Origin of the sequence: Clostridioides sp. ES-S-0010-02 (assembly GCA_020641055.1) — a bacterium.
Taxonomy (GTDB): Bacteria; Bacillota; Clostridia; order Peptostreptococcales; family Peptostreptococcaceae; genus Clostridioides.
This window is the reverse complement of sequence record CP067345.1, coordinates 1,877,274-1,896,550: the sequence shown is the minus strand read 5'-3', so window position 1 is coordinate 1,896,550 and position 19,277 is coordinate 1,877,274. Positions and strand designations below refer to the sequence as shown.

The 19,277-nt window shown below is 29.1% G+C and carries 16 protein-coding genes; 2 read left to right on the top strand and 14 right to left on the bottom strand.

Translation table 11 applies throughout. The annotated features are described in order from the left end of the window. Positions 1-60: 60 nt before the first annotated feature. The 6 genes from JJC01_08635 to JJC01_08610 all read right to left on the bottom strand — a co-directional run bounded on the left by JJC01_08635 (position 61) and on the right by JJC01_08610 (position 5,295). On the bottom strand, positions 61-600 hold the full coding sequence (locus JJC01_08635; GenBank protein UDN59913.1) for a 2-oxoacid:acceptor oxidoreductase family protein: 540 nt from the start codon (positions 598-600) through the stop codon (positions 61-63). Positions 601-602: 2 nt separating this feature from the next. Then, positions 603-1,343: a 2-oxoglutarate oxidoreductase gene (locus JJC01_08630; protein ID UDN59912.1), complete on the bottom strand. Its 741-nt coding sequence runs from the start codon at positions 1,341-1,343 to the stop codon at positions 603-605. Between the two features lies 1 nt (position 1,344). Next, positions 1,345-2,394 (bottom strand): 3-methyl-2-oxobutanoate dehydrogenase subunit VorB, encoded by a 1,050-nt coding sequence (vorB, locus tag JJC01_08625; GenBank protein UDN59911.1) that lies wholly within the window; start codon positions 2,392-2,394, stop codon positions 1,345-1,347. A 16-nt stretch (positions 2,395-2,410) separates the two neighbouring features. Further along, positions 2,411-2,629, bottom strand: a complete 219-nt coding sequence (locus tag JJC01_08620) for a 4Fe-4S binding protein (GenBank protein ID UDN59910.1) — start codon at positions 2,627-2,629, stop codon at positions 2,411-2,413. 32 nt (positions 2,630-2,661) lie between these two features. Continuing rightward, a complete protein-coding gene (locus JJC01_08615) occupies positions 2,662-3,765 on the bottom strand; it encodes a histidinol-phosphate transaminase (GenBank protein ID UDN59909.1) in 1,104 nt (367 codons plus the stop codon). Positions 3,766-3,864: 99 nt separating this feature from the next. Next, positions 3,865-5,295 (bottom strand): MFS transporter, encoded by a 1,431-nt coding sequence (locus tag JJC01_08610; protein UDN59908.1) that lies wholly within the window; start codon positions 5,293-5,295, stop codon positions 3,865-3,867. Between the two features lie 674 nt (positions 5,296-5,969). Between JJC01_08610 and JJC01_08605 the strand changes: the two genes are divergently transcribed. Both JJC01_08605 and JJC01_08600 read left to right on the top strand, forming a co-directional pair. Further along, positions 5,970-7,334 (top strand): sodium:solute symporter family protein, encoded by a 1,365-nt coding sequence (locus JJC01_08605; protein ID UDN59907.1) that lies wholly within the window; start codon positions 5,970-5,972, stop codon positions 7,332-7,334. Between the two features lie 23 nt (positions 7,335-7,357). Next, positions 7,358-8,011: a TetR/AcrR family transcriptional regulator gene (locus JJC01_08600; protein ID UDN59906.1), complete on the top strand. Its 654-nt coding sequence runs from the start codon at positions 7,358-7,360 to the stop codon at positions 8,009-8,011. A 120-nt stretch (positions 8,012-8,131) separates the two neighbouring features. Here JJC01_08600 and JJC01_08595 read toward each other — a convergent pair whose 3' ends face one another. The 8 genes from JJC01_08595 to JJC01_08560 form a co-directional block, all read right to left on the bottom strand. Beyond that, positions 8,132-8,914 (bottom strand): esterase family protein, encoded by a 783-nt coding sequence (locus JJC01_08595; protein ID UDN59905.1) that lies wholly within the window; start codon positions 8,912-8,914, stop codon positions 8,132-8,134. Positions 8,915-9,012: 98 nt separating this feature from the next. Beyond that, positions 9,013-10,179, bottom strand: a complete 1,167-nt coding sequence (locus tag JJC01_08590; protein ID UDN59904.1) for an AI-2E family transporter — start codon at positions 10,177-10,179, stop codon at positions 9,013-9,015. Positions 10,180-10,230: 51 nt separating this feature from the next. Next, positions 10,231-11,691: an aldehyde dehydrogenase gene (locus tag JJC01_08585; protein UDN59903.1), complete on the bottom strand. Its 1,461-nt coding sequence runs from the start codon at positions 11,689-11,691 to the stop codon at positions 10,231-10,233. 207 nt (positions 11,692-11,898) lie between these two features. Then, complete coding sequence (locus JJC01_08580; protein UDN59902.1) at positions 11,899-12,438, bottom strand: flavodoxin; 540 nt, start codon at positions 12,436-12,438, stop codon at positions 11,899-11,901. Positions 12,439-12,670: 232 nt separating this feature from the next. Further along, positions 12,671-13,948, bottom strand: a complete 1,278-nt coding sequence (hflX, locus tag JJC01_08575; protein UDN59901.1) for a GTPase HflX — start codon at positions 13,946-13,948, stop codon at positions 12,671-12,673. Positions 13,949-14,596: 648 nt separating this feature from the next. Further along, entirely contained in the window at positions 14,597-16,429 is a 1,833-nt protein-coding gene (locus JJC01_08570; GenBank protein ID UDN59900.1) for an ABC transporter ATP-binding protein, read from the bottom strand. Next, positions 16,422-18,668 (bottom strand): ABC transporter ATP-binding protein, encoded by a 2,247-nt coding sequence (locus JJC01_08565; GenBank protein ID UDN59899.1) that lies wholly within the window; start codon positions 18,666-18,668, stop codon positions 16,422-16,424. Before JJC01_08565 ends, JJC01_08570 begins: the two co-directional genes overlap by 8 nt. Before the next feature lie 67 nt (positions 18,669-18,735). Next, complete coding sequence (locus JJC01_08560; protein ID UDN59898.1) at positions 18,736-19,197, bottom strand: MarR family transcriptional regulator; 462 nt, start codon at positions 19,195-19,197, stop codon at positions 18,736-18,738. Positions 19,198-19,277: the final 80 nt, after the last annotated feature.

Below are 19,277 nucleotides of genomic sequence, written 5' to 3'. Positions count from 1 at the left end.
CTCTTGGCACTTAAGATTTGCTAAATCTTGAGATGAATCACTTAAGATAAGGGTAATTTATTAAATGGCGTTATTATAGCCTTCCATGAATGCTGCTTCATTTTGAACATTAAATTTGCCTTTTCCTTTTTCCTCAAAGAAATCACACATAGTTTTTATAGCTAATTCTTTCTCAAATAATCCTGTTTTTGCAACCAATGCTCCAAGAACTACTACATTTGCGGCTTTTGGATTGTTTGCCTTTTGAGCTAATTCCTGACAATTTATTTTAACTACATTTACATCTTCTCTTAATACTATATTTTCATCTATAGCAGACGTATTAATAACTACTGTTCCTCCTTCTTTTACTAAATTTATATAATCTAAGGATGGCTTATTCATTGCTACTAAAACATCTATTTCTTCCATATCAGGTCCACCTATACTCTCATCAGAAAACTTAACCACACTGTATGCTTTTCCACCTCTCATAGTTGGACCATATGCTGGCATCCAAGTAACTTGTTTTCCTAATTCAAGTGCTGATTCAGCCACAATTAAACCTAAAGTTAAGACTCCTTGACCACCAAATCCTGCAAATACTAACTCTTTTTCCATAACTATTCACCATCCCTTTGCTTAAATTCGCCAAGAGTATAATATGGCACTATTTCTTCTTCAATCCACTGGATAGATTTTTCTAATGATACACCCCAGTTAGTTGGGCAAGGTGCTAATATTTCAACCAATGAATATCCCTCTCCATTCAATTGAGCTTCTATAGCATTTTTTATATATTTTTTTAGATTAATTATTTCTTTTGGACTATGAACTGAACCTCTTGCTACATAGGCTACATCAAAGTAATTTGCCACCATTTCAGGAACTTTTAATGGACTACCAGTAGTTTTTATATCTCTTCCATTTACACTTGTTGTTGTAACTTGACCTGGCATAGTAGTCCATGACATTTGACCACCAGTCATTGCAAAGTTATTGTTATTTATTACAAACACAGTTATATTATGATTTCTATATGCAGTATTTAATGTTTCAGAAAGACCTATAACATATGCATCTCCATCACCTTGATAAGTCATAACTAACATATCTGGTCGTGCTACTTTTACTCCTATAGCTGTAGATGAAGCTCTACCATGTGCGGTTTGCATCTTATCTCCATTCCAGCTAAAATTCATATTACAAACACAGCCAACGCCTAAAGTTAATACATGATTTTTTTCATATCCATTTTCTTCTATCACTTCTGCTATTATACGGTTTACTATTCCATGACCACAACCTGGGCAAAATTTATTTGGTATTGAAACAATGCTAGGTGTTAATCTATCTGTAGCCATATTAGAACACCTCCTTAATTTCGCCAGATTTTATTTTGCTGTAAGTGTCCATTACTTGTAATGTTTTTGGTATATGATTTCCACTAAATAATCCATAAACAGGTACATTTTCTTTGCATATTTTCTTTGAAGCTAATGCAACATCCTCTACTAACTGCCCTGTATCAGTTGACTCTACTGAGATAAATCCTTTTACATCTTTATTTACCTTTTCAAATGCTTTATATGGGAAAGGCCACACTGTTATTGGTCTTATTATTCCAACTTTTTCGCCTTGTTCTCTAAGTCTTCTAACCGCATTCATAGTTGTTCTTGATGGTATACCGAACGCTACAAACACATATTCTGCATCTTCAACTTGATAATCTTCCCATTGTTGTTCATTTTCAGTTATTTTCATACGCTTTTCCATACAAAAAGCTGGTTTTTGGTTATCTGGAACTTTTGCATGGTCTCTATTGCTTCCATCATAAGTCCAACCTAAGTCTTCTTCTCTTTTCTTAAATTCAGGAAACTCTACTGGTTCCATCATTTGACCTAAAGCTGCTTCTGTCAAAATTTCAACAGGCACTCTATATTTCTCCGCTACATCAAATGAGTTATACATTAAATCTACAGTTTCTTGAATACTATTTGGTGCATAAACTATTAGATGATAATCTCCATTTCCTCCCCCTCTAGTGTCTCTTAGGTAGTCTGTTTGTGCTGAATCTAGTGAACCAAGACCAGGTCCCCATCTTTGCACATTTACAATTACACAAGGATAATGATTTGCACATAAATATGAGATTCCTTCTTGTTTTAAAGATATTCCTGGTCCTGAAGAACTTGTCATAGACCTCATTCCACTTGCATATGCTCCATATACCATATATATAGCAGCCATTTCATTTTCAGATTGTATAAAAGTTCTTCCAAGTTCAGACATTCTATGTGATAAAAATTCCATTACCTCTGTTTGTGGTGTAATTGGATATCCTGCATAAAACTCACAACCACCTCTTAGAGCTGCTTCTGCAATGGCGTGATTCCCCTTCCACATTTTTTTCATATTCTCCCAACTCCTTTTAAGCCTCTTGACATGCTTCTTCTTTAATTATTTCAAATACATTATCTGGACATACTTGATAGCAGATTCCACAAAGTATGCATTTGCTTTCATCGACTTCTACATGAGTATATCCTTCTGTGTTTATATTATCGGATATTTTTAATGCTCCTTTTTTACAAGATATAACGCAGTATTCACAACTTTTACATCTCTCTGCGTTTATTTTTAAACTCATAGTTACACCCCATTTCGTAATATTTCTATCTATTAGCCAATACTTGGCTCTTCCTTAAGATTTAATATTTCTTTTAAAACTGCTACAAATTTCTTGTTTTCTTCCATAGTTCCAATACTTACACGTGCATGTGTAGCATTTGGTCTTATTACAAAACCTCTTTGTTTTAAGTCTTCAAATAGCTTAGGTATATCTGTTTTCATATCTACATAAAGGAAGTTTGATTGTGAATCTACAACATCAAATCCCATTTTTGTGAACTCGTCTTTGAAATAATCCATTCCAACTCTATTTAACTCATATGTCTCCTTTATAAATTCATCATCATCAAGTGCTGCTGTTGCTCCACTTATCGCAACACGATTAGCAGAGAAAGGTTCTTTTACGGTAAATAAAGTTCTTATTATCTCATCTTTAGCAATACCATACCCTACTCTAAGTCCTGCAAGACCATATATTTTAGAGAAAGTTCTTGTCACTATAACATTGTAATTTTCTCTTACATATTTAAGCCCATCCACATAATTAGGTACTGTTAAAAATTCTATATATGCTTCATCTAATATAGTTATAATATTTTCAGGGACTTTCTTTAAAAATTCTTCCAATTCTTTATCATCTACAATTGTTCCTGTTGGATTATTAGGATTACATACACATATTAACTTTGTTTTATCTGTAATCTTATCTAATATACCTTGTAAATCATACTTATAATCCTCTGTTAAAGGTACCTCTACTGGTATTCCTTCATTTTTAACAGTTGCTGTTCTATAAGACGGGAATGTTGGGTCACAGTATATAACTTCATCCCCTCTATTTATAAAAGCTTCACCTATTAGCGTGATAACGTTATCTGCTCCATTAGCAACAATGAAATTTTCTGCTTTTAGATTCAATTTTTCAGCTAATTTTCTTCTAAGTTCATTAGCTTCTGGCTCTGGATAAAGTTGACCTTGTTTTAACATTTCAATCATAGCTTCCATTGCTTTTGGTGATGGTCCTAGAGGATTTTCATTTGAAGCTAGTTTTATTATTTCTTTTACACCATATTTTTCTTTTACTTTTTCTATTGGTTCACCTGGAACATATTGATGTAATTCTTTTACTGTATTTCTCAATAATTTTTCTATCATTTTTAAAAGCCCCCTCTGTATATGTATTTTCATTTATATAAACGCTATTGCGTCTACTTACTCTCACAACTAAACTAAGTCATTTACTCAAATTTTTTATTAAGCGTTTCTTTGATTTAATTCTTCTCTTATTTGATTTAATTTTTTATCACTTACTGGATATAAGATTGCTATAACAACAGCTATTATTAAAGGTATTGCCATAGAGTAAGAAATCATATTTATAAAACCTGTTTTAACTGCTGCTGTAACTACCATATCAGCTTGATATCCCATTGAATTCATTAAAATTGTTCTTATAGTAGTCGCAAGTAATACACCTACTTGTATTGCAACTGGATATAGTGACATACTTAAACCTGGTAAATCTTTTCCTGATTTCCAATGTCCATAATCACAAGAACCAGCAAAGAAGTTAAGATTTATTATTGATACTACATTTGAGAAACCTCCACCAATTGCCAATAACATAGTTACACCTAAAGTTGTTCTCCCCCAAGGAGTCCATGCAACTAACAAGTGACATAATGCACATATAGAGAAAGAAATTATTGAAGCTAATTTTTGTTCTTTACAAATTCTTATAAATACTGGTGCGAAAAACATAAAGCCTACACTTACCAAAGGCATTATTGCTAAAAATACTGCTAATCCACGTTCATCTTCTATTACATACTTAAAGTAATAAGGAGCTAAAGGTCCTAGCCCTATAGATCTTATGCATATAAGAAACTCTAAACAGAATGCCATCATAAGTGGTACATTAGTAAATAAAGCTTTTAGCATTTCACTTGCTTTAATTTTTGGTTTTTCTTCTTTTTGAAGTACTTCAGCTTCTGCTCCAGACTTTATTATCTCTGTTGAAGAAAACCAAAATACTAGAAGACATCCTACTGCAAAGAATAGATAAGTACCTAAATAACCCATTCCTTCTCCACCTAGTACATCTGCAAATAAAACTAATAATAACGGATATGAAAAACCTACTAAAAATTTTCCAACTTCTTTGAATATATTTGTAGTAGTCGAACCTATAACTCTGTCTCTAGGTGTTTTAGTAACCACAGGGTAAATAGCATAGATTATAGTGAAAACTACTTGCTGAGCACAAGATGCTATTAACAATAATGCTGTCATTAAAGGTAAAAGTAATGTTGGGCTTATTTTCATTAATGGAACTATGAAAAATACTCCATATGTTAGTGCTAATGCTGCTGGTGTATATCTAAGCCAAGGATAATATTTTCCTTTTTTAAATGGTTGTTTGTCAAATACAGTCCCTGTTATTGGAGCCACAGCCATCTTTATGAAAGATTGTATTATTTGCATACCACCTGCCATAATTACCCCAAGCTTTGCTACATCAGTTAAAAATATGTTTGTTACTGTTGATACAAAGTAGCCTATAAAATTATATGCCAAATTTATAGAACCTGAGTAAGTGTATACTGCTCTCTTTTTAGGGTCTCTCATATCATCTCTAAAGTTTGATATAAGGTTTCCTTTTGGTTTGCTTTCTTGACTACTCACATCTACCCCTCCTTAATATAATTTATTCTTTATTTATTTTTATTCACGTATAATAATTTGAATTTCAAATCCATCTCTACACTTTCTATAATTCGAATCAAATTTTTATATATGTATAATTTTAATTTAATTATATTCTTAAAATTCATAATTGTCAAACACTTTTTGGTTTTATTTTTTCATTACTCAAATGAACCAAAAAGGCATTTATACTTAATTTAAATCGTTATTTTTATTAATATATCCATATAAAGTGTCACCAAAGCATACATTCCAAATTATTTTATCAAAATTTTACTTATTTTAAATTATTATAAATTTATTCAAGAATAATTTTTATCTTCTTTTTATATACTACAATCAGATATTAAAAATATTTTTTCGCCCTTTAAATTCCTTTTATTTTTATACATGTACTATTGATTTTAAAATAAAAGCATGTTACAATTACAAAAAAGAATATATCAAGTAAACGTTTATTATAATCTTTAATTTCAGAATTTTCAATTTTCTTATTTTATCTAACTTTTACATAACATAATATGTTAAATTATTGTAGCTACACTAATCCAAAGCCAGTTAAAGTCAATATTGTCTTACTTTTATATAAAATATATTTTATAAATATATTTTATAAATTTTATTTAAAAAATATTATATAAGGAGAAAAAATTATGTTACTTTTAATTGCTACATGTGCAGTGTACATATGGATTGGCTTTTATTTTTCTAAAAAAGTTAAAACAGCATCCGATTTCCTAATTGCGGGTAGAAATCTTCCTTTACCCATACTTGCCGCAACTATTGCTGCTACGTCTTTTGGAGGAGGATGTTTGGTTGGTGGAGTTCAATGGGGAGCTGAAAGAGGACTATGGGTTGGTATGTACTCTACTATAGGTGCGGCTTTAGCTTGTTTTGTAAATGCGTTTTTTGCAGGAAAATTAAGAAGCTTATCATGTGATATAACACCTGCTGACTATATTGAAACTAGATATGGTCATAGTATATTCTTAAGAGCTTATCAATGTCTTGTAACACCAATATCAATATTAGCTATTATGGGCAGTCAACTAATATCTTTTGGTTCTGTATCTACTGCATTTGGTATCCCTTATGATATAGCTGTAATTGTAGGAGTCATAGTAATCATTATATATACTTATGCATCAGGAATGTGGGGAGTTGCAGTATCAGCATTTATTCAACTTGCTATTTGTGTAGTATTTTTGCCAATAGTAGCTTATATAAGCTTAAAATTAGTTGGCGACAATCCTTTACTTATGTTACAATCAATGGTAAAAGAACCATTCTTCCCAGGAAATAAGTCGCTTAGTGATTTTATGTATACAGTTTTACCATTGGTTTTAGGCTCAATATTTTCTTATGAAAGTTTTTTGAGATACCAATGTGCTGATAATGCTAAAAATGCAGTTAAAAGCAGTGTTATTGCAGGATTTATACTATTATTTCTTGCTTTCCCTATAGGCATAATTGGAGCTATTGGTGGTAGTTTATTTCCAAACATATCATCTGTTCAGGTTTTACCTCAAATGATATCAACAACTCTACCTCCTTTAGTTTCTGTATTATTCTTAGCTGCTATATTAGCTGCAATAATGTCCACTGCTGACTCATTAATGACCTCAATGAGTGCCATAATATCGAGAGATATTTATAATAAATTATTACATCCTAATATAGAGTTTAATGATTTAAAAAATACTCTTAAATACTCTCAAATCGCCTCAGCTTTAACAGCTATAATAGGAGCAATTATAGCACTCAAGTTTGACAGTTTATTAGAACTATTATTTTGGCCAGCACCATTATGTACAGGTGTGATATTTGCACCATTTGTCATTGGTCTTTCCTGGAAAGGTGCTACAAAAAAAGGAGCTATCTGTGCTGTCATAGTAAGTGCAATATTAGCATTTTTAAATATGATTGGCCTCCTTACTGTCTTTGACAGAATTTTAGTACCTATAATAGGTGGTTCGGTTACGATATTTATAGTTAGTAAATTTTCAAAAAAAGATTGAAAAGAAAGGTATACACAGTAAATATGTCAAAATCAGAAAAAGGTAAGGAAACAAAAGCTAGTATTATAAGTGCTGCTAGAGAATTATTTTTTGAACAAGGTTATCACAAGACAACCACTAGGCAAATTGCAGAAAGAGCCAATATAAATTTAGGCTTAATAAGTTATTATTTCTCAAGTAAAAGTGAAATAGGAGCTATAATATATGAAGATATAAGGGATGAAATGCAATCTTTAATCTATAATTATCATGAAGAAGGTACAATGATGATGTTCTTTCTTGCTATGAATGCTGACCTTTGTTTTCTTTTAAAAAATGAAGCGTATAGAAACTTTTATTTGGATATAGCTTATGAGGAAGCTATTTTAAGCTATCAACGAAGTGTAACTGAAATGGTCATGAAAAGATATGTTAATGAAAAAGAATCTATAGAACATGACGAATTGATACTTTCCTGTATTGGTATACTCGCTATGAAACCTGAGATAATTAGGGTCTATACTTCACATAAATATGATATATCTTATCAATCTGTAATAAAATATTTTACAAAACAGTTTCTAATTAACCTTGGTCACAGCACTGATTTATGCGAAGATATTTTAGAAGAATTGAGTAAATACTATATAGATATAGTTGATAATTTTACGCCAATAATAACTCGCATAAGAACTTAATAAAATTTTATTGAACTTTTAGAGACTGAAATTTTGAAATCATAATTGTATTTTAATATTTCAGTCTTTATTACGTTTAAAAATACTTTATAATATTTTGCTCTAATGACAATAAAATGCTTATCCAATTGCATCTATAAATTTCTTTATCCATAAATCCCATAGACGCCATTCATGACCACCAACACACTCTTCATATACAATATCAACATCTAAAGATTCTGCATATTTTTTAAAGGTTTGATTATTCTTATATAAAAAATCCCTATCACCACAAAATTGATAAATTTTAGGAATATCTTTATTACTCTCTTTAAGATTCTTAAGTATGTAAAGTAAATCATTCTCACTATTTCTAGCATCTTCTGGTTTCCCAAAGTCATGGAATAGAATATCAGCATTTGTTTCTATTTGCTGATTTTCCAACTCATGAATCATATCAGGTGAACCAGAAAAACTTGCTACTGCTGAAAATTCATTTGGTTTTGAAAGTGCTAATTTTAAAGCGCCATACCCTCCCATAGACATTCCAGCTACAAAATTATCTTCTCTCTTATCTGATAAAGGAAATATAGCTCTAACAAATCTAGGTAACTCTTCACTTACAAAGGTGAAATATTTATGTCCATATAACATATCTGTGTAAAAACTAGTTTCTACCCTTGGTATTACTAAAGCTATATTTTTGCTTTTGGCATAATGTTCTACATTAGTGTATCTAATCCATGAACTTTGGTCATCTTCTAGCCCATGAAATAAGTACAATGTTTTAAACTTATCTTCAAAGTCATATATCTCTTTGCCAGTAAATAGTTCTTTTCCATTTGCTATAGGTAAAACTACGATTATATCAGTCTCTCCTCCTGTATATTTTGATTTAAATTTACATTCTATAAATGCCACAAAAAACACCTCTTCTATAATGAATTTATTATCTAAAAAACACCAAGATTTTAATTGTCTCAGTGCTTTAAATATTTTATTAATTTATATATTTTTAACTACATATAATCAGAAGTATCTGTTGGTAATCCTTTTTTATCTAATTTACCCTCAATAATATCTTTAATTATAGAATAAATTACTGCAAATAGAGGAACTCCTATTACCATTCCAACAAAGCCTAATAATTTACCTGCAACCAACAATGAGAATAAAATCCAAAATGCAGATATCCCAATTGAGTCTCCAAGTATTTTAGGTCCTATAATATTTCCATCTATTTGTTGTATTATTAATATAATTAACAATAACCATAGTGCTTGTATTGGAGAAACAAACATTACTATTATTGTAGATGGTATTGCTCCAAACAGTGGTCCAAAGAATGGAATAATATTTGTAATACCAATTATTACTGATATTAATAATGTATATGGCATTTTTACCACTGTAAGTATTACAAATGTTAAAATACCTATAATAAATGAATCTAGTATCTTACCACCTAAAAATCTACCAAATGTATAGTTACTTCTGTGAGTTAATTCTAGAATTTTAGCAGCTTGTGTTTCTGTAAAAAGTGCATAAGTTATTTTTTTACTTAATCCATAGAATTTTTCTTTATCAATTAGCAAATATACTGAAACAATCAATCCTAGTACAATATTCCATATACTAGAAGCTATATCCTTCAACATATTTCCTAATATTGGTATTAAATCTGTTACAAATTTTATAATGTATGTGACAAATTCATTCCATTTATCTACTGCTAAATTAAAGTATTGTTCATCAAGATTTAAATCAGTCATTAATTTATCAAGAAGCTTAGTTGCGTTGTTTACATACATAGGTATATCATTTGCTAATCCAACAATACTCTCAATTACTTGAGGTAATACGAATTGCATAAATAAGTAAAGTATCAATGCAGCTGTTGCATATGTTAATAAAAGACCCAATCCTCTTTTTGATTTTTGTTTTAGGCTTTTTAATTTTTCACTTTTGATAAAAAGTCTTTCTTCATAAAATTTCAAAATAAAATTCAGAAGATATGCAATAGCAAACCCTATTATAAATGGCTGTAATGTTGTAAACATAATATCTAAATTGTTGGAGAATACATCAATTTGTGATGATATAAGATAGAATATAATACTACAAGCAGATATTATAAACGTATAAATTGCTATTGTCGTGTACTTTGTATTCCAATTAATTTTCATTTTTTCCTCCTTATTTCTATATAATTAAATTTTATCACAAAATTACTACTTTTATAACAAATATGCCAAATTAAAATTTTTAATTTGATAAAATATAATCAAAATATATATTTTTAATTTGATTTGTATTTTTTCTACAATATAGTTTACATCATTTTTTTTAAGAATTTTAATTAATTTATCATTATATGGTGCATATCTAATAGGAATATCTAAATTTAATTTTTTCAATACACTTTTGTAATGCGTAAATGTATCAAATCCTGCTTTACCATGATATGAACCCATACCACTTTCACCAATACCTCCAAATGGTAAGTAGTTGGTAGCTATATGGATAATTGTATCATTTACACAACACCCTCCTGCTGGAATCATTTCTAAAACTTTATTTTCCAAATACTTATCTTTTGTAAATATATAAAGAGCTAGTGGATTTGGTCTTTGTATAATTTCTTGCAAAATTTCGTCTAAGTTTTTGTATGTCAAAACAGGAAATACTGGTCCAAATATTTCCTCCTTCATTATATCATCATCCCAACTAGCATCATCTATTATAGTTGGCTCTATTTTTAATGTATGGTTATTATAATTACCACCATATACTACCTTTTCCATATCAATAAGGGATATTATACGCTTAAAATGCTTTTCATTTATAATTTTAGGAAATTGCTCATTATCACATGGATTCTCTCCAAAATACTGTTCAATATAATATTTTATTTTCTCTATTAACTCATCTTTTTTATTCTCATGTACTAAAATATAATCTGGTGCTACACAAGTTTGTCCTGCATTTATTAGTTTTCCCCATGTCAATCTTTTTGCAGCAAGATTTATATCTGCATCTTCTAGTATAATACAAGGACTTTTTCCTCCTAGTTCCAAAGTTATAGGAGTTAAATACTTTGATGCTGCTTTCATAATTACTTTACCTACCGCAGTGCTTCCTGTAAAAAATATATAATCGAATTTTTCTAAAAGTACTTTTTCGCTTTCTTCTTGGTCACCTTGAACTACTGCAATATATTCTTTTGAAAATATACTTTCAAGTATGTCTTTGATTATATGTGAAGTTGATACAGAGTACTCAGAAAGTTTTATTATTGCACAATTGCCTGCTGCTAATGACCAAACCAATGGTATAAGAGCTAGTTGAAATGGATAATTCCAAGGTGACATTATAAGTGTAACACCATAAGGTTGAGGAACAACCTTAGATATAGATGGAAAATTGACCATACTTGAACGAACTCTTTTTGTTTTGCTCCATTTTTTTATATTTTTTATAGCAAAATTCAACTCACTATATAAAATACCTACTTCTGTCATAAATCCTTCAAAATTTGATTTATTTAAATCCTGTTTTAATGCCACAAGTATTTTATCTTCATTTTTTAATATAACTGACTTTAGCTTTTTTAACTGCTCTAAACGAAATGATACATCTCTTGTTTTACCTGTATTATAGTATTCCCTTTGCATCATTACTATCTTATTTATATCCACTATTTAAACCCCCCTCTTTAAGAATTAGACTACTCTATTTTTAAAACAAATTGTTTAAATTTCTATTAATATAATTTTTATACAATAATAAATTCATATCAATATAACATAAATTTACAAATAAAAAAAGCCCCCCTTTTAGATACAGGAGAACTAATAAAAAAATTGTATTTTTAAGAATTAATTACTCTATAAATTACAATATAGTTATAAGCTTGTGTTTTGAAGTTTATCCACATAATCAAGTATAGGATTTAGATACTTTTTATCACACCAATCAAAATCTTCTCCTAATAATAAAGGAGCTTCTATTGGATTAAAACCTTGACGTTGTTTTTTAGCTATTGACTTTTTAAGAAAACTACAAAGAGTGGTATCAAGCCATGACATTTTTGTTTCATTCCATTCGCCACGGCAGTAAAAACAAGGAATATTATTCAACTTATCCTTAAAATTAACTTCTCTCAGTTTTCTTATTACTGAATCATCATATGGAGATGCTCCTACACCAAAAACAACTAGATTTTTACCTGCTAATTTCTCATAGTGCTTTTTAAAAAAAGAAATTCCTGCTATATTACAAGCATAAAGACCTCCACCTAAAATAATTGTATCGTAATCTATAATCTTTTCTAGATTAACATCCTTAATTTCAAAAATATCACAAGCTAATGATTCTGAAAGCCATTTAGCATATTTTTTTGTTGAACCATACTTACTTTTATAAATTATCACTATATTTTTCATGTTAATTATCTCCTTAATCTTGATAATAACTATAATTAGTAACTAGTTACTTTATATTATAGTAATTAATTACTTTTGTGTCAATAATCTTATTTTTTATCATATATAATGAAGCGGTATAGCTTAGATAACTATACCGCTTTATACAAATTATAATTTATAATAATTTTACAACTTAACTCCAAACTAACTACTTTAAATAAATTCTAGATTACAATACCTTTTAAAAAGTTTATTCTAAAACATACTTTTTATACTTGTTATATTCTATATTACTACATTCTACATCTAAAAGAGTTCCCTCTTCCATATATTCTGTATTTATGACACTTGTATTATTATTAAAATAAGAAGCTACATTTCCTTCACTGTATGGAATCAAAAACTTACATCTTATATAATCTTTAAATATGCTATCACAAATGCATTTTACCATTTTGTCTATATTTATATTTTTTTTGGCTGAAACAAATATACCTTCCTTGCCTATATCATCTACAATATCATTTAATAATTCTTCATCAACTAAATCAATTTTATTGTAAATATTTATTATAGGGATATCATTTGCGCCAATTTGATTTAAAGTATCTACTGTTACTTTAATATGATTTTTATAGCTTGGATTTGAAACGTCAATAACATGTAATAACACATCTGCTTCGCACACTTCTTCTAATGTCGACCTAAATGCTTTTACTAAATCATGTGGTAGATTACTTACAAATCCAACTGTATCAGACAATAAAAATTCTTTATTATCTTGAAGAACTATGCTTCTAATAGAAGTTTCTAATGTCGCAAATAACATGTTTTTTTCAAATACTTTCTTTTCTTCAGAGTTTTTAAATATATCAACTAATTCATTCATTATTGAAGATTTTCCGGCATTTGTATATCCAACTAAAGCTACATTTGGAAGATTAGATTTTTTTCTCATATTTCTTTGAGTTTCTCGTTGGAATTTTAAATCATCTAATTCCCTATTTAGAGAAGTTATCTTTTCTTCTATTCTTCTACGGTCGAGCTCTAATTTCTTTTCACCAGAACCTCTATTTTTAGTACCTACTCCTCCACTTTGACGCCCTAAATTTTCATTTGAGCCTATAAGTCTTGGTAACATATATCTTAAACTTGCTACTTCCACTTGAAGCTTGGCTTCTCTAGTTTTTGCCCTTTGTGCAAATATATCAAGTATCAATGCTGTTCTATCTATAATTTCACAGTTTAATTTTTCTTCAAGGTTTTTAAGTTGTGATGTAGAAAGCTCATTATAAAACACAACTATATCTGCTTTTTCTTGTTTTATTATATTTAATAATTCTTCAACTTTACCTATACCAATATAATATGCTCTATTAACCTGCTTTGCATTTTGAGTTATACTTCCTACAACATCAATATTGCATGCAGAGCATAAGTTTTCAAGTTCAATCATTAGTTCGTTGAAATCCTCAGATTTACTATTTATGTTTAGTCCTACTATTATTCCTTTTTTTGCCATATCCATATTCTCCTTATATACTATTTTTTATTTAATATATAGCACGAGATTATGGCTCTATAATTAAATTCATTAAGAATTTGCTTGTTTAATTTTATCCTTAAATGATACTTCTAATTTAATATTATAATAACCATAATCGTGCGTTATTTTCTTAATCTTATATAAAAAATCACTTTAAAACACCTCTCCTCAATTATATTATGTAGTTTTTTCAATAAAAAAACTCCTTATAAATCTAAGTAATACAAAACAATCTACTTACATTATAAGAAGGATTAAAATTCTAAATATATATTAAAAATATGTCAATTTAATTGACTCATATGTGATTATTATATTATATTTAACCCAATTCTTAAATTTAAGTAGTTTTTTACACAACTAATAAAAGTAACTAAAGTAGATAACTTTACATAATTGTTAACTATTAAAATTAAATTTTATTATTAATAAAATTTAAAGAATACGATTAAATATACATCTTGATAATCACCTCCAACATTTTCCTTATTATATATTATAACAAAATACATAACTTTGTAAATACATAAAAAAATAGATAAGATTATATCTTACAAAATATAATCTTATCTACATAGTTTATTCTATATTTCTCTTACAACGATACTCATATTTTAAAGTAAATTCTTACTACATTGCTTCATCTTCTTCAAATTGAGAATTGTAAAGATTAGCATAGAATCCACCTTTCTTTAGAAGTTCCTCATGGTTTCCTTGTTCAACTATATCTCCTTCATTCATAACAAGAATCATGTCAGCATCACGTATAGTTGATAATCTATGTGCTATAACAAAGCTTGTTCTACCTTCCATAAGATTATCCATAGCTTTTTGAATTAATACTTCTGTTCTAGTATCAACAGAACTTGTAGCTTCATCCAATATTAAGATTTTAGGGTCTGCTAAAATGGCACGAGCTATAGTCAATAATTGTTTTTGACCTTGAGAAACATTGCTTGCTTCTTCATTTAATTTCATGTTGTATCCATCTGGCAATGTTTTGATAAATCTATGAACATGTGCAGATTTAGCTGCTTCTATAACTTCTTCATCTGTAGCATTTAGTTTACCATATCTTATATTTTCCATAATTGAGCCACTAAATAACCATGTATCTTGAAGAACCATACCAAACATTTCTCTAAGCTCACTACGATTGAAATCTTTAATATTATGACCATCAATTAGTATTGAACCACTATTAACATCATAAAATCTCATTAAAAGCTTAACTATAGTAGTTTTACCTGCTCCTGTAGGTCCAACAATAGCAACTTTTTGACCAGGTTTAACATTTACTGAGAAATCATTTATTATAGTCTTATTTGAATTATATCCAAAATTAACATTTTCAAAATCAATCTTACCTTCTAAACCATCTATTGAAACTGCATTTTCAACAACTTGGTCTTCTTCTTCCTCTTCTAAAAACTCAAATACTCTTTCAGAAGCTGCTGCTGTTGACTGTAGTAAGTTAGCAACCTGTGCAATCTGAGTCATTGGTTGTGTAAAGTTTCTTACATATTGTATAAATGACTGTATATCTCCAACCTCAATTGTTTTCTTAATTGCAAGCCAACCTCCTAAGATTGATACCATTACATATCCTAAGTTTCCAATAAACATCATAAGTGGTTGCATTATCCCAGATAAAAATTGAGATTTCCATGCTGAATTATACAAACTATCATTTAATTTATCAAATTCATTAATTGCTTCTTCTTCACGATTAAATGCTTTTACTATTGTTTGACCACTATAAGTTTCCTCAACTTGACCATTTACATTCCCTAAATATTCTTGTTGGGATCTAAAGTATTTTTGTGATTTCTTTACTATTCTTGAAATTACAAACATTGATATTGGTAATATTAAAATTGCCACTAATGTCATAATACCACTTATAGATAACATCATTATCAAAACACCTATCATAGTTGTTACTGATGTTATAAGTTGTGTCATACTTTGATTTAAACTTTGGTTTAGAGTATCTATATCATTTGTAATTCTTGATAGTATTTCACCATGTGTTTTAGTGTCAAAATACTTCATTGGCAATCTATCCAATTTTACTGAAATCTCTTGTCTTAAATTATAAGATACTTTTTGAGAAATTCCACTCATTATGAATCCTTGTATAAAAGAGAATAGTGCACTTACCAAGTAAAGGCAAAGTAATAAGGCTAAAATTTTTCCAATTGCGTCAAAATCTATACCTACATTGCCTCCAGAGACTTTGCTCACTAATCCTTCAAATATCTTTGTAGTCGCCTTACCTAAAATTTTTGGACCTACTATAGAAAACGATGCACTACCAATAGCAAATACAATTACCAAAATTATTGATATTTTAAATTTAGATAAGTATGCAATTAGTTTTCGCATGGTTCCTTTAAAGTCATTTGCTTTTTGTCCTGCTCCTATAGATTTTCCCATAGGACCTTTTCCCATTCTACTCATTAGCTAGCTCCTCCTTTGAAAGTTGTGATAAAGCTATTTGCTCATAAACTTCGCAATTTTTTAGAAGCTCTTTATGTGTTCCTATTCCAACTATTTTTCCTTCATTTAAAACAACTATTTGTTCTGCATGCAAGATGGTACTAATTCTTTGTGCAACTATTAATACTGTACTTTCAGCAGTTTTTGATTTTAAAGCTTTACGAAGAGCTGCATCAGTTTTTAAGTCAAGAGCCGAAAAACTGTCATCAAATATATAAACTTCTGGATTTTTTGCTATTGCTCTTGCAATAGAAAGTCTTTGTTTTTGACCTCCAGAGACATTTGTTCCACCTTGAGAAATTTCAGTTTTAAAAGCTTCTGGTTTAGAATCAATGAATTCTGTAGCTTGAGCTATTTCAGCTGCAGCTCTCATTTCTTCATCTGTTGCGTCTTTTCTGCCATATTTCAAGTTGGATTCTATGGTACCAGAGAACAATACTCCTTTTTGAGGTACATATCCAATTTTTTCTCTTAAATCATGTTGAGCAACATCTTTTATATTAACTCCACCAAGTAATATTTCTCCCTCAGTAACATCAAAGAAACGAGGAATTAAATTTATAAGAGTCGACTTACCACTACCAGTACTTCCTATAAATGCAGTTGTTTCTCCTGGTTTTGCTGTAAAGGATATATCTGTCAATATAGCTTCTTCTGCATCTGGATACATGAATGAAACATTTTTAAATTCAACAAGACCTTTTTTATCTTCTTTAAATTCTTGTACTTTTGATTTTTCTGGGTCTTTGATACTTATATCTGATACCAACACTTCATCTATACGTGTAGCTGAAACAGATGCTCTTGGAAGCATAATAGATATCATTGATATCATCAAGAATGACATTATTATCTGCATTGTATATTGTATAAATGCCATCATATCTCCAACTTGCATTGCTCCAGAATCAACACTATATGCACCTCTCCAAACTATAAGAACTGTAATAAGGTTCATTATAAGCATCATAGCAGGCATCATACATGTCATAACTCTATTTACAAAAAGATTTGTTTTAGTTAAATTTTTATTTGCTTCATCGAATCTTTTTTCTTCATGTTTTTCAGTACTAAAAGCTCTTATAACTGGAATACCTGTAATTATCTCACGGCTTACTAAGTTTAACTTATCGACAAGCTTTTGAACCAATTTAAACTTAGGCATAACAACTGAGAATAATACAATTATTAAAGATAAAATGGCTACTACTGCAACTGCTATAATCCAAGCCATTGAAGTATTAGTATTTAAAACTTTTATTATTCCACCTATAGCCATTATTGGAGCATAAAAAACTATTCTAAGTAGCATAACCATCAACATTTGTATCTGTTGAATATCATTTGTACTACGAGTGATTAATGATGCTGTAGAAAACTCATTCATTTCACTATTTGAAAATGACATAACTTTTCTAAAAACTCCACTTCTTAAATTTCTTCCTACGCTTGCTGCTACTCTTGCTGCTAAAAATCCAACTGTAATTGTAGCTATCATACTAATCATAGCTATACCAAGCATTTTTGCACCAGTAAGTAATATATAATTATTTTGCATATTTTCTGTATCAATACCTATGTTTTCATATTCTGCTTTTACATATGATACTGAACTTTGTGTTATCATACTTTCTGGCATACTTTCAAAGCTTTTGCTCATCTCTTTAGTTAATTTGTCTAATTGTTCTGTTGGCATCATTGATAACACTTTAAATATATCAACTTCTTCACCTTGAGTCCCTTGTGTAGGAAGTTGACTCATTATCTGAGATTTCATTGCTTTTACTTCCTTACTGTCCCCCTCAAGCCCTGATACAATTAAAATAGATTTACCAAAAATAGTATTTAACTCATCTATAGTATCCTTGTTTTTAGTATTTAACTCATAAAGAGATTCGTCTTTTAAATTTGGATACTTCTCTTTATACTTGCTGTAATCTTCCTTATTCAATAAAGTATAATTGTCTAATATTTTATCCTTATTATCTTTATCCATAAACAAAGTAATCTTATCTAATTCACTTTTTCTAATTATAGATGGAACAGAGTTTTCTACTCCACCTTGCTGTATCCCTATATTTACTATATTAGATGTATATTTTGGTAAAGAAAGGTCACATACTGCTTGAACTACCAATAAGCATACTATTATTACTATTGATAAGGCTGACTTCTTTAAATATTTAATTAATTTAAACATACACTTCTTCCCTTCTGTAATATTAATTAGTCTGATAGCATTAAATTGAAAAACATTGTTTTAAACTTTAGAAATATTTTTCATGCTCATGTTTATGACATCCTGCTTTTAAATTGTCTCTAACTTGCATTAGAAGTCTTCTAAGTACTATTTTTTCTTCTTCACTAAATCCTAAAAAGATTTCTCTTTCTAATTCTTTGTTAAATTCCTCAACTTTCTTACATACTTCTAGGCCTTTATCTGTTAAAAAAATTCTAGAAATTCTTTGGTCTTTTTCATCTTGTTTTCTTTCTACAAGCCCAGTTTTTTCCATTCTTTTTATCATAACTGTCGTTGTAGATGCTTTTACTTTTCTTTTATCTGCTAATTCTTTTTGACTTTGACCATTTTTCATCCTAAGAGAAAAAAGTATTTGTGGCTGACCCTGGTACAAGCCTAATTTATCAAAATAAAAATGAGTTCTTATAAAATATATTCGCATCAATTGCAAGAAAACATCATTTAATTTTTCTTCAGAATTGCTATTCATACTTACCCTCCTTATTTTTATATTACTTAGTCGGCTAATGATTATTTTACTATAACAGCTATCTTTTTTCAATATATTTA

Coding starts and splice junctions, on each gene's coding strand:
- JJC01_08635 (UDN59913.1), bottom strand. CDS start 600: ATGGAAAAAGAGTTAGTATTTGCAGGATTTGGTGGTCAAGGAGTCTTA.
- JJC01_08630 (UDN59912.1), bottom strand. CDS start 1,343: ATGGCTACAGATAGATTAACACCTAGCATTGTTTCAATACCAAATAAA.
- vorB (UDN59911.1), bottom strand. CDS start 2,394: ATGAAAAAAATGTGGAAGGGGAATCACGCCATTGCAGAAGCAGCTCTA.
- JJC01_08620 (UDN59910.1), bottom strand. CDS start 2,629: ATGAGTTTAAAAATAAACGCAGAGAGATGTAAAAGTTGTGAATACTGC.
- JJC01_08615 (UDN59909.1), bottom strand. CDS start 3,765: ATGATAGAAAAATTATTGAGAAATACAGTAAAAGAATTACATCAATAT.
- JJC01_08605 (UDN59907.1), top strand. CDS start 5,970: ATGTTACTTTTAATTGCTACATGTGCAGTGTACATATGGATTGGCTTT.
- JJC01_08600 (UDN59906.1), top strand. CDS start 7,358: ATGTCAAAATCAGAAAAAGGTAAGGAAACAAAAGCTAGTATTATAAGT.
- JJC01_08590 (UDN59904.1), bottom strand. CDS start 10,179: ATGAAAATTAATTGGAATACAAAGTACACGACAATAGCAATTTATACG.
- JJC01_08580 (UDN59902.1), bottom strand. CDS start 12,438: ATGAAAAATATAGTGATAATTTATAAAAGTAAGTATGGTTCAACAAAA.
- hflX (UDN59901.1), bottom strand. CDS start 13,948: ATGGATATGGCAAAAAAAGGAATAATAGTAGGACTAAACATAAATAGT.
- JJC01_08570 (UDN59900.1), bottom strand. CDS start 16,429: ATGAGTAGAATGGGAAAAGGTCCTATGGGAAAATCTATAGGAGCAGGA.
- JJC01_08565 (UDN59899.1), bottom strand. CDS start 18,668: ATGTTTAAATTAATTAAATATTTAAAGAAGTCAGCCTTATCAATAGTA.
- JJC01_08560 (UDN59898.1), bottom strand. CDS start 19,197: ATGAATAGCAATTCTGAAGAAAAATTAAATGATGTTTTCTTGCAATTG.